This window comes from Streptomyces afghaniensis (assembly GCF_044327915.1).
In the GTDB taxonomy this organism is placed as follows: Bacteria; Actinomycetota; Actinomycetes; order Streptomycetales; family Streptomycetaceae; genus Streptomyces; species Streptomyces afghaniensis.
Genome location: NZ_JBIRGJ010000001.1, coordinates 516,049 through 529,825, shown reverse-complemented (window position 1 = coordinate 529,825; position 13,777 = coordinate 516,049). Strand labels below are relative to the sequence as shown.

Below are 13,777 nucleotides of genomic sequence, written 5' to 3'. Positions count from 1 at the left end.
TGGTGCCGATCGCCTCCGGCGGGTCCCGGAACGATCACGGCAGATGCTCTACCCGGCACATCGGCGGCCGACGAGCCACGAACGAGTGAGACTGACCGGGTCCGAGGCGGCCGGACAGGCGGGTCGGTCAGCCCGTGTGGCCCTCCCCGTGGCCGCCGTGGGCGCCGCCGTGGTCGAACTTCAGCACCTGCGCGGGCATCACGACGAACGGCCGCATCATGCCCATGTCCTCGTGCTCCAGCAGATGGCAGTGGTACATGAACCGGCCGTGCGCGCCGTCGAACTTCCCCATGACGCGCAGCAGCTGGTTCCCGGGCACCCGGAAGACGTCCTTCCAGCCGAGCTCGTTGGGTGCGAGCGGGATGGAGGTGCCGGCGTCGTGGCGGATCGGCGTGCGGGTGCCGCCCACCGCCGGGTCGAAGCCCGACACGTCGTAGGCGTCACGGCCCAGGAGCTGGAAGTCCGCGAGGTGGATGTGCATGGGGTGGACGATGGGCGCGAGGTTGAGGAAGCTCCACTGCTCGTGGCTGCCCTCGGGGATGGTGTAGCCGAGGGCGTCGTTGAACGTGCGTGCCGTGCGCCGGTACGTCTTGGTCCTGCCGTCGGGGCCGGTGATCTGGATGACGCCCTCGGTGGGGACCTGGATGTCGCCCGGGTTCTTGACCTCCGCCATCTCCCAGATCTCGGGGTGGCCGCCGGCGCCCTTCGTGCCGGGCGGGGTGAGGACGACCAGGCGGTGGTCGTGCCCGATGTCGTGGGTGAGGCGGCGGAAGGAGCCGGAGAGCACCGTGGGCAGCTCGAAGGTGTCCGGCTCGCAGGTCTCCCCGATCCGGAACTCCATGACGGCCGGATACGGCACGTCGCCCGCCGGGTCCGGCACACCCGGCGGCTGGTTGCGGCCCTTGTTGACCAGGCGCAGTGTTCGGCCCGCGAGCCCCCGGAAGTCGGCCAGCAGGTCGAAGCGTTCGGCCGGGGCCGCGGTCAGCGCCGGCAGGCTCTCGTCGAAGTCGACCGGGACGGGGCGCGGCAGCAGCCCGCCGTCGCTGCCGATCTGGTGGAGGACGCCCGGGACCGGGTTGTTCTCCTCGTCGACGAGGACGAGGTCGTAGATCCGCGCGTTGGAGGCGTTGACCAGCCGGAACCGGTACCAGCCGGACTCCACGTCGGCGTACGGCCAGATACGGCCGTTGACGGTGGTGTACGGGCCGGTGAACGGGATGGAGACCGGCTTGCCCGTCTCCGGGTTCTCGTCCTGGACGATCACCGTCTTGTGCAGCAGCCGGCCGTTGAGGCGGCCGTCCTCGTCGGTGTCGAGGTTGCGGTCGGCGAGCAGCAGCGGGATCTCCCGCTCCCCGCGCGGGAGACGGAGGGCGTCCTCCTCGTCGTCACGGACGAGGTAGGTGCCGTACAGGCCCGCCATCACGTTCCACCGGGTGATGTTCATGGCGTGGTCGTGGTACCACCACTGCACCGCCTGGTGGTCGTTCGGGTACTCGGAGAGCTGGGCGTCGCCGAAGGCGACCGCGTTGTCGGCCCAGCCGTCGTTGCCGCCGCCGGTCTGCGCGCCGTGCAGATGGGTCACGGACCAGGCGGGCAGGGCCGCGACGTCCTTGTTCGGTTCGACTCCGTCGCGCCCCGGCTCGGTGGTGGTCTGCGGGCGGCCGTCCCGGCGCAGCTTCACCTCGACGGAGGTGACCGGGTACTCGCTGTCCTTCGGGATGCGGTTGGTCCAGGCGATGCGCACGCGCTGCCCGCGCCGGACCTCGATCGTCGGGCCCGGCACCTGGCCGTCGTAGCCCCACATCAGGGTCGGCGGGAGCTGCGGGTGCAGGCGCACCCAGGTGGGGCGCAGGGCGATCTCGGTCTCGCGCAGGACGTCGCCGGAGGCGGGACGCAGGACGGGCGGGACGGGCAGCGGCGCGACGTACGGCGTCAGTTCGGCCGGGGCGGGTGCCTGGTCCCGCGTGTCCATGGCGTCGGCCGGCTTGTCGATGATCTCGGTCAAGGTGAAACCCCCGTGTGGTGCGTTGTCTGTTCCCCTCACCCAGGAAGACTTCCGGCGCACCACCGAGGGTTCCGTCATGTCCCGTTCCGCGTTGATCTGGCCGGAAAACGTCGGCTCAGCGGAAGGCGGGGACAGGCACGGCCGGCGGCCGGTCCGGGAGGAAGCCGTGGGCCCGCCGGGACAACCACTCGTCCTTGTAGCGGTCCACCTCGCGATGCCAGTTGAGGATGCCCGCCATCCAGTTCCGCAGGTCCTGCACATACGTCCCCATGGCCGCGCGCGCTTCCTCCGTGAGCTGGAAGTCGTCGTACAGGACGGGCAGTTCGTGCTCGACGACGTGCTCGAACTGGCGCATGCGCTGGCTCATCAGGTCGTGCACGATGCCGAGCCCGGTCGGGTAGTCGCAGCCGAAGAAGGTCTGTACGACGAGGATCGCGTTGTGGATCTCGCCCTCGAACTCGATCTCCTTCTGGTACGAGAAGACGTCGTTGAGCAGGCACGCGAAGTCCATCGCGGCGTTCTCCAGGGAGCGGACCGGGCCGCTGCGGTAGACCTCGGGCGGGACGGCCGGGCCGTGTCCCATCCGGCACAGGCTCAGGGTGAGGTCGGAGCCGAAGGTCGCCCGGCGCATCTCCAGGTAGTCGACCGGGTCGGGCACGCGGTTCTGGAGCTGGTTGGACAGCTCCCACACCCAGCTCTCGGTCATGACGTTGATCGCGTCCTTCAGGGTGCGCCGCGCCTCGGGCGTCATCTCCGCGGTGGTGCGCATCCACAGGTCGAGCAGGCCGCGCTCCATGGCGTTGACCGGGAGGAGCGGCTCATCGCCGTCGACGGGCATGCAGTCGGACAGCCGGGCCGTGGTCAGCCGGGCGGCGGCGAGGTCACGGCGGTGGCCGTAGACCAGGGGGTAGTAGTCGTCGCCGTAGGTGCCCCAGGCGAGCCACTGCGCGCTGAGGTCGAGGGCCTCGGGGGTGGCGTCCGGGTCGAGGCCTGCCGAGCAGAGCGCGAGGTCGTAGGCCCGGAGCTTGTCCTCGTCCCAGACTCCCTCGGCGAGGATGCCCATGCGGTCCGCCCAGTCGCGCAGACTCCGGCGGGCGTTGTCCAGGTGCGGGCTGAGCTCCAGGGGGAACGGCATGCGGATGTCGGGGATCCGCGACGGCCCCACCTTCTGGTACGGCACGTGCGTGTAGGAGCGCAGCCGCTCCGCGCCGGCCGTCGCGAGCAGGGCGCGGACGTCGGCGGCCGAGGTGCCGATGCCGGTGCATCCCGGCCATGGGCTGCCGCCGCGCACCGCGTTCTCGTTCATGTAGCGGCTGGAGCGCAGATGCCACTCGTGACCGCCGGACTGCCAGTCCTGGAGCCCCTTGGTGTACGCCGCCACGGCCGCGACCTCGCCGGGGGTGAGCCCGTTCTCCAGGGCCACCGCGGGCACTTCGGTGAACGCCGTGTGCTCGAACTGGTGGAGGCGGGACGTGAGGACGTCGTTGACGGTGTCCGCGGCCTCCTGGGTGGTGCAGCCGAAGAAGGTCTCCAGGACGAGCACGCCGTTGCTGTTCTCGCCCTCGTCCTCGACCTCCCGCTGGTAGGAGAACAGGTCGTTGCGCAGGTGCACGGCGTCGGAGAACGTCTCCATCAGCACCCTGAGCGGCCTGGACTGCGCGACGGACGCGGGCACTTCGGCCGTCGCGTACTCCACGAGGCCCGCCGACCAGGGGGCGCCGCCCACCTTGCGGCGCATCTCGATGTACTCGACGGGGTTGGCGATCCGTCCCTCGTTGATGTTGGACAGCTCCCACAGGGACTCGTTCAGCAGGTGCTCGGTCGCCACGGCGAAGCGGCGGCGCCAGTCCTGCGACATCGTCGGCACCGTCCGCGCCCACAGGTCGGCGAGGCCCGCCTCGACCGGGTTCTCCGGCTCCGGTACGGGAGTCGAGAGGTCCAGCGGCATGAACAGGGGCAGCCGGTCCAGGTGGGCCTTGCCGGCGACGCGGTCCTGGCTGCGCTTGTACTTCTCCAGGAAGTGGTCGTCGAAGAAGAAGACCCACACGTACCAGTCGGTGATGAGGGAGAGGGCGGGTCCGTCGCAGTCGGGGTGGGTGTAGGCGCAGAGCAGGCCGTAGTCGTGCGCGTCGAGGTCGGCCTGTTCCCAGACGCCGGAGCCCTCCAGCATGCCCATCTCGCGCGCCCACTCGGTCGAATGGGCCCGGGCCTCGTCGAGATGGGGGTTCAGCCGCGCGGGATGCGGCATGTAGAAGTGCGGGAGTTCGAACGGCTGCGTCATGGCCGGGCCCTACCCGGCGCCTCGCGGCGGCATCCACGGCGCCGGACATGATCACACCATCGCGTGAATCGGGGCTGAGTACGGGAGTTCTCGCCGGAGCTGGTGGGATCCTCTAGGGCCGCCGCACCTGGATCAGCGCGTGGGTGCCGCTGGTGCGCCAGCGCTGGGCCTCCGCGGCGACGAGTTCGGCCTCGGTGCGGGCGTCGAGGCCGGTGATCACGTCGGACTTGAGGGTGCGCAGGGCGGCGACGGGGCCGGGGAAGTACGCGGTGACGTCCGGGAACGGCGTGGTCGGGGCCCAGAGCCGGTCGCCCACCAGGCGACGGTAGTTGAGGTCGCCCTTGACGACGGTGAGCGTGGCCGAGGCGAAGTCGGCGCGCAGGTCCGCGGGCATCTCCTCGTACGGCAGCGGAGCGCAGGAGAAGGGGTGGGCGCGGAGGGTCAGGCGGCCGTCGGCCAGGGCGGACCACAGGCGCTGTCCGTACTCGGCGGCCGCTCCCCCGGCGCCGGTCAGGCGGCGCAGTGCGTCGACGACGTCGGCGGTGGTGGCGTCGGAGACGTAGTAGGGGTAGGGCTTGACGTGCAGCACGGCCCGTCCGATGCGCCCGTGGGCCAGGAGGTGGGCGATGAGGAGCAGGTCGGGGACGAGTTCGCGGCCGGCGTTGTCGGCGACGAGGCACAGGGTTCCCGTGCCACTGCCGCCGAGCAGGGCCCACAGGCTCTCGCTGTCGTCGGCCACCAGCCCGGGGGCGGCGTCGGCGGCCCGTGCGCCCTCGGCGGAGAGACGGAAGCCGAGGTCGGCGCGGTTGCCCCAGAGGGAGCCGTGCAGCAGGGCCTGTGCCTGTTCTCCGGCGGTCCGGCCGGCGAGTTCGTCGAGCGCGGCCAGTTCCTCGTCGGTCTCGGGGGAGTCGAGTTCGGCCAGTTTGGAGGGGCGGAAGGGGTCGATGCCCTGCCAGGGGCCGGGGCCGAAGTAGCCGACGGCCTGGAGGAGCCGGCGGTAGAACCAGCTCTCGGACCAGAGCCACGGCACGTCGAACCAGGACCGGCCGGCGTACTCGCGCAGCCCCCAGGTCTCCCAGAGGTCGCGGTCGTGCGCGTCGGCGGGGAGCGGTTCGATCTCGCCCTTGGTGCAGTTCGCCAGCAGTTCGTCGAGCGCGCGGTGCTGCCAGGGCTCGTACGGGAAGGCGTCGCGCACCTGCCGGATGATGGCCGGGTGCCGCTCGGCGAGCACGCTGTGGGGGAAGGAGCCCGGCTGGTCGCCGAGGAGCAGGGGTGCGGATGGGGTGTCGGGCATGCGGCTCACCGTAGCGCGGGCGTCCCGCCCGACCGAACCGGCCGGCGTCCCGGCCGGGCCCGTCGGATCGTCCCGGCCGAAAACCCGTCAGACCGGCGCCAGTTCCCGCTCCAGGCGGGCCGCCAGGCTCAGGTAGCGGGCGCGGCGGGTGACCGGGACCAGGCCGCGGATGAGTATGTTCCACATCTCGGCCGTCCGGCGGGGCTGGCGCGCGACCGGCTCACGGGAGCGGCCCACGACCCGGGTGCCGACGAAGAAACAGACCAGGGAGTGGGCCACGACGTCGATGTCGATGTCCGGGTGGACGTCGGACTCCTTGACCGCGCCGACCAATCGGGCCGTGACGATGTCCAGCCACTCCGTGAACGGATGGCTCAGCGGCGGGCGGGGCCGGATCCCGCCGGTGGCGAGCCGCAGTCCGGCCCTGAGGACCGGGTCCTCGACCGACATGCGGGTGATGCCGAACGTGAGGCGCATCAGCGCCTCCAGGGACGTGTGGCCGCGATGGTCGGTCTCCGCCGCCAGCCGCCGGGCGGTGTGCGACTGGAGTTCGAGGATCGCGTGGGCGAGATCCTCCTTCGCCGCGAAGTGGAAGTACAGGGCACCCTTGGTGACCTGAGCGTGCTCCACGATGTCGCTGAGACTGGTCGATTCGTAGCCGCGACGGTCGAACAGGTCAGCGGCGGCCGTGATGATCGTCGAGCGGGTCTGCTCGGCTCGCAACTGCCTCGCCATCGACTGAACTCTCCCGGGACAGAAATGAACGGGTCATGCCGTTTGTTTTTACCCCCCGTACACGATAACTCACCCTCAGACGGCGTTCACCACACCAGTGTGCCGGAGTGCGGGTGCACATCCGGCAAAACAATCGCAACTGGTGAAAGAAAACAGCGCGTTCGGTATCTAACTGTGGGGGTTGTGCGGCCGCACGTAAAGACGGGCCGGCCGGTGCCCCATCCGCACCGGCCGGCCCGCCCGCTCGTGAGCTGCCCGTTCACCGTCCTCGCCGAAGGAGGACCGGGAGATTCAGAAGGTTCAGAAGGTCAGCTTCCAGCCGTTGAGCGTGCCGGTGTCCTGCGCCGCGGTGTCCTGGACGCGCAGCTTCCAGGTGCCGTTGGCGCTCTCGCCGGAGGCGTTCACCGTGTAGGTGGTCTTCACGTCGTCGGCGGAGTCCGAGGCGGCGGACTTCAGACGGTACGCCGAACCGTCCGGTGCGACCAGGTCGATGACGAGGTCGCCGCGGTAGGTGTGGGTGATGTCGACGCCGACCTGGAGGGCGGAGGGGGCGTTGCCGCTGCGGCCGGTGACGCTGATCGGCGACTCGATCGCCGCGCCGTTGTCGGGGATGGCGACGGCGGTGGTGCTGGAGAAGGTCGTGCCGGTGGACGAACCGCCCTTGACGGCCTGGACCGTCTTCGCGGCGTCCGCGAGGCCGGCGCCGCAGCCGCCGGAGCAGGTGCCGGGCAGCGGACGGGCGTTGGCCTTGATGGCCGACTCGATCTGCGCCGGGGTGAGGGCGGAGTTGGCCGACTTCATCAGCGCGGCGAGGCCCGCGACGTGCGGGGTGGCCATGCTGGTGCCCTGGTAGTAGGCGTAGCTCTCGCTCGACGGCGTCTTCGTGCCGGAGTTCAGCGTGGACAGAATGCCGTTGGCGGTGGAGGTGCGGGTCTCGCCGCCGGGGGCGGAGATGTCCACGAGCGAGCCGTAGTTGGAGTACGAGGCCCGGCTGCCGGCGCGGTTGGTCGCGGCGACCGCGATGACGTTGTTGCAGTTAGCCGGAGAGGCATTGGAGACGTTCTGGTTCTCGTTGCCGGCCGCGACGACGACCGAGGTGCCGCGGCTCACGGCGGCGTTGATGGCGCTCTGCGTCGCGCTGGAGCAGGCGCCGCTCCCGCCGAGGCTCATGTTGATGACCTTGGCGACGTTGGTGTTGGCGGGGACGCCGGAGACGGTCCCGCCGGACGCCCAGGTGATGGCGTCGATGATGTCGGAGTCGTAGCCGCCGCACTTGCCGAGGACGCGGACCGGGGAGATCTTCGCGCCGTGGGCGATACCGGCGATGCCCTTGCTGTTGTTGGTGGCTGCGGCGATCGTGCCGGCCACGTGGGTGCCGTGCCAGGAGGAGCCGGAGGCCGGGATGCCCTGGCCGCACTCGTTGTCGTTGTACCAGTCGCCCGGGTCGGCCGGGTTGCTGTCACGGCCGTTGCCGTCGACGGAGACGGCGGTGTCGGAGATGAAGTCGTAGCCGCCGACGATGTTCGCGGCCAGGTCGGAGTGGGTGACGTAGCCGGTGTCGATGACGGCGACGGTGACGCCGCTGCCGGTGGTGGTGTCCCAGGCGGCCGGGACGTTCATGCCCGCGGTGGACTCGAACAGGTCCCACTGCTTGCCGTAGTCGGTGTCGTTCGGGGTGGCGGTCGGCTTGTTCAGGCGGTCCGGCACGACGTAGGCGACCTGCGGGTCGGCCTGGTACTGGGCGACGACGTCGGCGACGTCCGCCCGGGCGGGGTCGGTGCCCAGGTCGACGAGGGCGGCGCCGGTGCCGAGGCGGCGCTGGAAGTCGACGTCCTCGCCGGTCTTCTCGGCCTTGGCGGCGGCGTCGGCGGCGGCGGCCTTGTCGGACTTCGCCTCGGTCGCGCCGGACTTGTAGCCGACGATGAGCCGCTCGGCCGGGGTGCCGGGGGCGGCCTCGGTCCGGGCGGCCGGGACGGCGGCGGGCCCGGGGGCGGTCTCCTGGGCGACGGCGACCGACGCGGGGGCGGCGGTCAGCAGGGCGGCGGAGACAGCGGCGACGGATATCAGCTTCCGTCTGAACTCTGGGGAGATACGCACGGTCGTTGCCTTTCGTGGCCGGACTCCGGGCTGGGCGGAGCGGCGGTGGATGCGCTTCCTCGCTGAAGCGGAGGGGGGTGGTTCGAAAGAGCGACGCGGTGGCCGGCCAGGCGTGTGGGGAGCGACCCGTTCGGGGTTACCTGTGGGTCAGCTGTGGTCGAACGATAGGCAAAGGGCAGGTCATCGGGATACGGGGGAAACCCTCGATCCGGCCTGAAACCCACCCTCTATGGCGGGCAGTTGGGCGCGAATGAACCCCTTTTCGAACAGGTCGTGGCGCGGTGAACGCACCGGGCCGGTTGCCCGTATTGCACTACCGACCGCTCCGGCCCGGCCGAGGAGACGCAGACGGATGCCCCGTACGACCGCACACCGCGCCGCACTCGCGGCCGCCCTCGTGACCCCGTTGCTGCTGCCGCTGTGGGCGGCGGAGCCGGCGCGGGCGCACGGTGCGCCGACGGATCCGGTGAGCCGGGTGGTGGCCTGCTCCCCCGAGGGCGGCGACCGGGCGGGCTCGGCGGCCTGCCGCGCGGCCGTCACCGCGAACGGCGCGCCCTTCACGGCGTGGGACAACCTGCGGGTGGCGAACGTGGACGGCCGGGACCGGCAGGTCGTCCCCGACGGGGAGCTGTGCAGCGGGGGCCTGCCCGGCTACCAGGGGCTCGACCTCGCCCGCGCCGACTGGCCGGCGACCCGGATGACGCCGGGCGAGACGCTGACCATGCGGTACGTCTCGACGATCCCGCACACCGGCACGTTCCGGATGTACCTGACGAAGCCCGGCTACGACCCGGCCGGGCCGCTGTCCTGGTCCGACCTGCCCGAGAAGCCGTTCGCCGAGGTGACGGACCCGGCCCTGACGGACGGCGCGTACCGCTTCGAGGCGACCCTGCCGTCCGACCGGACCGGGCGGCACGTGCTGTACACGGTCTGGCAGAACACCAGTACGCCGGACACGTATTACTCGTGCTCGGACGTGGTGTTCCCGGAGAAGAAGGAGGCGGCGCCCCCGGAGAAGAAGGACACGGCGCTCCCGGAGAAGAGGCAGGAGCAGGAGCAGGAGCGGAAGGAGGCTCAGGGAGGGGCGAAGGAGAGCGCCCCGCCCGCCTCCCTCTCCGAGCCCGTCTCCGAGCCGGTCTCCGAGCCCGCCTCCGGCCCGTCCACGCCCATGCTGGCGGGCGGCGCCGCGGCGGTGCTGGTGCTCACCGGCGGCGCCGCCCTGGCGGCACGGCTGCGTCGGCGCTGAACCGGCGCTCATCGGCCGTCAGTTGACGTTGACGGCGACGCCTCCCTTGGTCACCGGGGCGTACTTGGCGGTGAAGAAGGCGTTGGCGAAGCACAGCGACGAGCCGGACGTCTTCGTGAACTGCTGGTTGGTGAAGGAGATGCTGTTGTCGGCGTTGCTCGCCTTGCCGGTCAGGCTGGGGGCCTGGTAGACGCAGTTGATGGTGCCGAGCAGGGTGCGCAGCCTGACCGTGGACTGGATGGCGGAGCCGGCGCCCGGGGTCACGGAGACGGTGCCGTCCGAGGACACGCTGGTGGTGTAGGGCAGGTTGTCGACGGTGATGCCGCTGACACCGAGCACTCCGACGACGTTGGCGGTGCAGCCGCTGGTGTCGAAGGTGTGCGAGGTCAGGGACTCGGTGGCGGTGCCGGGAGCGGCCGGGTTGTCGGTGACGGTGGCGGCGAACGCCGACGAGGTGCACGAGATGCCGCTGGTGCCGGTCGCGCTGGAGTAGAAGGTGGCGGCGGTGCCGCTCGCCAGGGAGGCGTTGAGGACGTCGCCGACCGCGACGGCCGCGCCGTCGGTGGTGGTCAGGACGGGGGTTTCGGCCGCCGAGGCGGGGGCGGCGAGCCCCAGGGCGGCGACGGCGGCGGTGAGGGTGAGGAGGGTGCGTGTACGCATGCGGGTGTACCTCTTCTCTGAGCGGGGGGTGAGGGTGCCGGGGACGCGGTTCGGCGTCCGCCGTTGCCGGCCCGTCACGCCTTCTCCGTACGTGACGGACCGGCAACGGCAGACCGGTGACCGGCCGGAGGCACGCACGGGGACGGGCCGTCGGCCGGGCCGGGCGGGGGGTGGCTGGTGGCGCGGCGCACCGGGGAAGGGCCCGTGCCGGTGCCGTTGAGGGTCGGACCCGTGCAGTGGAAAGCCCGTGCGGACGCACCGGGCGGCGAGATGTCCGTACGGGACGAGCGGTTCCGGGACACGCGGACGGTGCCGCGCGGCGGACCCGGCGCCACGGATCCGGTGGGACGAGGAGAGTTGTAGACCTGCGGGTCTGTCAACGTCAAGGCTTTGCAAGGGAGTTGTGCGTTCGCTGAGACTTTCCGAAGGGCGGTGACTCACATGCGGCGCACATTCGACACTCTTTGTTCACACTTCCCTTGACCCTTCATGTAACCCCCGGTAACTTCGAGTCGGCTACTGCGGCGTAACGAGAAAGCCCTTGCAACCACCGGGAGTTGCGGGGAGACGTGCGTACGCGGTCGGTGTCCGCGCCAGGGCAACGTGCCATCCGAGTCGCAATGCGCCACCAACGTCGCAACGTGCCACGAAGTCCGATCCGCACCGACATGCACCTGGAGCAGACATGACCTCCTCCGCCGAGAACACCTCCGACAGACCGGAAGGTTCCGCCGCCGCGGACACCGGTGACGTTCCCGCCCGCCGCGGGCGGGTCCGGGCACGCCGGGCCGCCGTGATGGCGGTGCCGGCCGCCGCGGTCGCCGCCGGCCTCGCGATCCTCACGGCCGAGGGGGCACTGGGCGTGCAGTTCGCCATCTCCGGCATGCCGTTCACGGTCACCGCCACCGAGCTGAACGGCACCGGTTTCGCGCAGTTCGGCGGTCTGGACGAGATGGCCGAGGGCAGCCCCAACGCGGGTGACACCGGCGGTCAGGTCCTGGTCGTCACCTCCGTGATCAAGGAGGCGACGCTCAGCAAGCTGTGCCAGAGCGTGGACCTGGGCGGCACGAACCTGGTCATCAGGGCGGGTGAGGGCGCGGCGAAGGTCCGGGCCAGCGACCTGACCACCGACTCGACGGAGCTCACGGGCGACGCGGCCTTCAACAACATCGAGATCGGCAACGACGCCAGCACGCTGAACAAGGCCGGGCCGAAGGGCCGCGGGCCGAAGGGCGTGTTCAGCCAGCAGTCCGACACGGTGCACATCGCCAACCTGCGGCAGACCAACTACGCCACGACAGCCGGTGTGTTCAAGCTGCCCGGGCTGAAACTGGGCTTCAGCGGGTCGGGTTGCTGATGCCCGGCGGTCCACGCGGGAAGATCCGGCCCGCCTTCCGCCGGTGGCGGGCGGGCCGTCCCTTCTGGGGCGGGCTGCTGCTCGCCCTGGGCGGGGCGGAGGTCCTGCTCACCCTCAAGGCGTCGCTGGACGTCATCCTGCACGTCGGCATGCAGGGCCTGGCCGGCTACCTGCTCCCGGCCGTGATGCTGCTGTGCGGCGTGCTGATCCTCTTCAACCCCTCCCAGCGCCTGTTCTACTCGGTCATCGGGGTGCTGGTCTCCCTGGGGACCTGGCTGACCTCGAACCTGGGCGGCTTCTTCGTCGGCCTGCTCCTGGGCGTGGTCGGCAGCTGCCTCACCTTCGGCTGGCTGCCGGACCAGGAGCCGCGCGTCAGCCGGCGGCAGCGCAGGAAGGCGGTACGGGCCGCGAAGGCGGTGGCTCAGCCCGTGGAGCGGGAGGCCGGCCAGAACGCCTGAAACAGGCTGCCGGCCAGACCGCCTGAAACAGGCCAGTGATTCTCGACCCCCTGGCGCCACCCGGCCGCGGCCCCTTGGCTGGACGTGGCACGCGCCCGCCCACGAGGCGTCCGCGTGCCCTGCGAACCGCTGCCTCCAGCCCAGGGAGAGAGTCCGATGGAGTTCACACAACCGATAGTGATCGACCCGACCGGCCGCGACATCCACGGCGAGGCCGCCCGGATCCGCGAGCGCGGACCCGTCACCCCCGTCGAGCTCCCCCACGGCGTCCCGGCCTGGGCGGTCAGCAGCGCCCCGCTGCTGAAGCGGCTGCTCACCGACCCGCGGGTGTCGAAGGACGCGCGCCGGCACTGGCACCGCTGGCTCGACGGCGAGGTCTCACCGGACTGGCCGCTGTTCACCTGGGTCGCGGTGCAGAACATGTTCACGGCCTACGGAACCGACCACAAACGGCTGCGCACCATCGTCTCCAAGGCGTTCACCGCCCGCCGCACCGCCGCGCTGCGGCCCCGGATCGAGGAGATCACCGCGGCGCTGCTCGACCGGGTCGCCAAGGCCGGGGCGGGCGGTGGGGCGGACGGCCACGCGGTCGATCTGCGGGAGGAGTTCTGCTATCCGCTGCCCATCCAGGTCATCGGCGAACTGCTCGGATTACCCGAGGAGCTGGGGCCCGAGCTGCGCGCCGTGGTGGACGGCGTCTTCCACACCTCGGCCGACGCGACCGAAGTCGCCGACACCTACGCCCGGTTCTACGCCGTCCTCGGTGAGCTCGTCGCCGTGAAGCGGGCGGCACCCGGCGACGACCTGACCAGCGCGCTGATCGCGGCCCGCGAGGAGGAGAGCGGTACGCGGCTCAGCGAGCAGGAGCTGCTCGACACGCTGATGCTGATGATCAGCGCCGGCCACGAGACGACGGTCAACCTGCTCGACAACGCCGTCCACGCGCTGCTCACCCACCCCGGCCAGCTCGCGCACGTCCGCGCCGGTCGCGCCTCCTGGGACGATGTGATCGAGGAGACCCTGCGCGCCGAGGCACCGGTGGCCAGCCTGCCGCTGCGGTACGCCGTCGAGGACCTGCCCCTCGGTGAACTGGGCGGCCCGGAGGGCAGTGTGATCCGCAAGGGCGAGGCGATCCTCGCCGCGTACGCCGCCGCCGGACGCGACCCGGAGCAGCACGGCCCGGACGCCGGCACCTTCGACGTCACCCGCGCCGTGAAGGACCATCTGGCCTTCGGCTACGGCGTCCACCACTGCCTGGGCGCCCCGCTCGGCCGGCTGGAGGCACGCGTGGCCCTGCCGGCCCTGTTCGAACGGTTCCCCGGCCTCGCTCTCGCCGTACCGGCGGACGAGCTGCGGCCGGTGGACTCGTTCATCTCCCACGGCCATCGGTCGCTGCCGGTCCTGACGGGCTGACGGGCTGCGCGGCGGGCCCGGCCGGATCTCCGGAGGCCGGGTCCGCCGCGCCCTCCTCCTTCAGCGCCCTCGCCTCGCTCTTGAGGATCCGCATCGAGCGGCCCAGTGAACGTGCCGTGTCGGGCAGTTTCTTCGAGCCGAACAGGACGATCACGACGATCGCCACGATCAGCAGATGCCAGGGCTCCAGTCCGTTGCGCAGCACGTCATGCCCTCCCTCTCTTCAACAGT

11 protein-coding genes are annotated in these 13,777 nt (G+C 71.2%); 4 read left to right on the top strand and 7 right to left on the bottom strand.

Annotated elements, in window-relative coordinates:
* Window positions 1-127: 127 nt before the first annotated feature.
* From phsA to ACH4G3_RS02165, 5 genes are all read right to left on the bottom strand, one after another.
* On the bottom strand, window positions 128-1,972 hold the full coding sequence (phsA, locus tag ACH4G3_RS02185) for an O-aminophenol oxidase PhsA (RefSeq protein ID WP_397623359.1): 1,845 nt from the start codon (window positions 1,970-1,972) through the stop codon (window positions 128-130).
* Window positions 1,973-2,120: 148 nt separating this feature from the next.
* A complete protein-coding gene (gene cyc2 / locus ACH4G3_RS02180) occupies window positions 2,121-4,286 on the bottom strand; it encodes a germacradienol/geosmin synthase Cyc2 (RefSeq protein WP_397622645.1) in 2,166 nt (721 codons plus the stop codon).
* 112 nt (window positions 4,287-4,398) lie between these two features.
* Window positions 4,399-5,580 carry a damage-control phosphatase ARMT1 family protein gene (locus ACH4G3_RS02175; RefSeq protein WP_397622644.1) on the bottom strand — a complete coding sequence of 394 codons (1,182 nt, stop codon included), beginning with the start codon at window positions 5,578-5,580 and terminating at the stop codon, window positions 4,399-4,401.
* A gap of 87 nt (window positions 5,581-5,667) precedes the next feature.
* Entirely contained in the window at window positions 5,668-6,315 is a 648-nt protein-coding gene (locus ACH4G3_RS02170; protein ID WP_020273182.1) for a ScbR family autoregulator-binding transcription factor, read from the bottom strand.
* 300 nt (window positions 6,316-6,615) lie between these two features.
* Window positions 6,616-8,412, bottom strand: a complete 1,797-nt coding sequence (locus tag ACH4G3_RS02165) for a S8 family peptidase (protein ID WP_397622643.1) — start codon at window positions 8,410-8,412, stop codon at window positions 6,616-6,618.
* 352 nt (window positions 8,413-8,764) lie between these two features.
* Here ACH4G3_RS02165 and ACH4G3_RS02160 point away from each other — a divergent pair, with 352 nt between their 5' ends.
* Window positions 8,765-9,658, top strand: coding sequence for a lytic polysaccharide monooxygenase (locus ACH4G3_RS02160; protein ID WP_397622642.1), 894 nt, complete (start codon window positions 8,765-8,767; stop codon window positions 9,656-9,658).
* A gap of 18 nt (window positions 9,659-9,676) precedes the next feature.
* On the opposite strand, the gene ACH4G3_RS02155 is transcribed toward ACH4G3_RS02160, so the two are convergent.
* A complete protein-coding gene (locus tag ACH4G3_RS02155; protein WP_397622641.1) occupies window positions 9,677-10,318 on the bottom strand; it encodes a Tat pathway signal sequence domain protein in 642 nt (213 codons plus the stop codon).
* A gap of 685 nt (window positions 10,319-11,003) precedes the next feature.
* Between ACH4G3_RS02155 and ACH4G3_RS02150 the strand changes: the two genes are divergently transcribed.
* The 3 genes from ACH4G3_RS02150 (at window position 11,004) to ACH4G3_RS02140 (ending at window position 13,546) form a co-directional block, all read left to right on the top strand.
* Window positions 11,004-11,675: a DUF6230 family protein gene (locus tag ACH4G3_RS02150; protein WP_397622640.1), complete on the top strand. Its 672-nt coding sequence runs from the start codon at window positions 11,004-11,006 to the stop codon at window positions 11,673-11,675.
* Complete coding sequence (locus ACH4G3_RS02145) at window positions 11,675-12,133, top strand: DUF6114 domain-containing protein (protein WP_397622639.1); 459 nt, start codon at window positions 11,675-11,677, stop codon at window positions 12,131-12,133. The genes ACH4G3_RS02150 and ACH4G3_RS02145 overlap by 1 nt, the downstream gene beginning before the upstream one ends.
* A 156-nt stretch (window positions 12,134-12,289) precedes the next feature.
* A complete protein-coding gene (locus ACH4G3_RS02140; protein WP_397622638.1) occupies window positions 12,290-13,546 on the top strand; it encodes a cytochrome P450 family protein in 1,257 nt (418 codons plus the stop codon).
* On the opposite strand, the gene tatA is transcribed toward ACH4G3_RS02140, so the two are convergent.
* Window positions 13,503-13,751 (bottom strand): Sec-independent protein translocase subunit TatA, encoded by a 249-nt coding sequence (gene tatA / locus ACH4G3_RS02135; protein WP_397622637.1) that lies wholly within the window; start codon window positions 13,749-13,751, stop codon window positions 13,503-13,505. The genes ACH4G3_RS02140 and tatA overlap by 44 nt on opposite strands.
* Window positions 13,752-13,777: the final 26 nt, after the last annotated feature.

Bases quoted from the DNA above. Each gene is read 5' to 3' on its own strand.
- ACH4G3_RS02145 (WP_397622639.1), top strand. From the start codon at position 11,675: ATGCCCGGCGGTCCACGCGGGAAGATCCGGCCCGCCTTCCGCCGGTGG.
- ACH4G3_RS02155 (WP_397622641.1), bottom strand. From the start codon at position 10,318: ATGCGTACACGCACCCTCCTCACCCTCACCGCCGCCGTCGCCGCCCTG.
- phsA (WP_397623359.1), bottom strand. From the start codon at position 1,972: ATGGACACGCGGGACCAGGCACCCGCCCCGGCCGAACTGACGCCGTAC.
- ACH4G3_RS02175 (WP_397622644.1), bottom strand. From the start codon at position 5,580: ATGCCCGACACCCCATCCGCACCCCTGCTCCTCGGCGACCAGCCGGGC.
- cyc2 (WP_397622645.1), bottom strand. From the start codon at position 4,286: ATGACGCAGCCGTTCGAACTCCCGCACTTCTACATGCCGCATCCCGCG.
- ACH4G3_RS02140 (WP_397622638.1), top strand. From the start codon at position 12,290: ATGGAGTTCACACAACCGATAGTGATCGACCCGACCGGCCGCGACATC.
- ACH4G3_RS02160 (WP_397622642.1), top strand. From the start codon at position 8,765: ATGCCCCGTACGACCGCACACCGCGCCGCACTCGCGGCCGCCCTCGTG.
- ACH4G3_RS02170 (WP_020273182.1), bottom strand. From the start codon at position 6,315: ATGGCGAGGCAGTTGCGAGCCGAGCAGACCCGCTCGACGATCATCACG.
- ACH4G3_RS02150 (WP_397622640.1), top strand. From the start codon at position 11,004: ATGACCTCCTCCGCCGAGAACACCTCCGACAGACCGGAAGGTTCCGCC.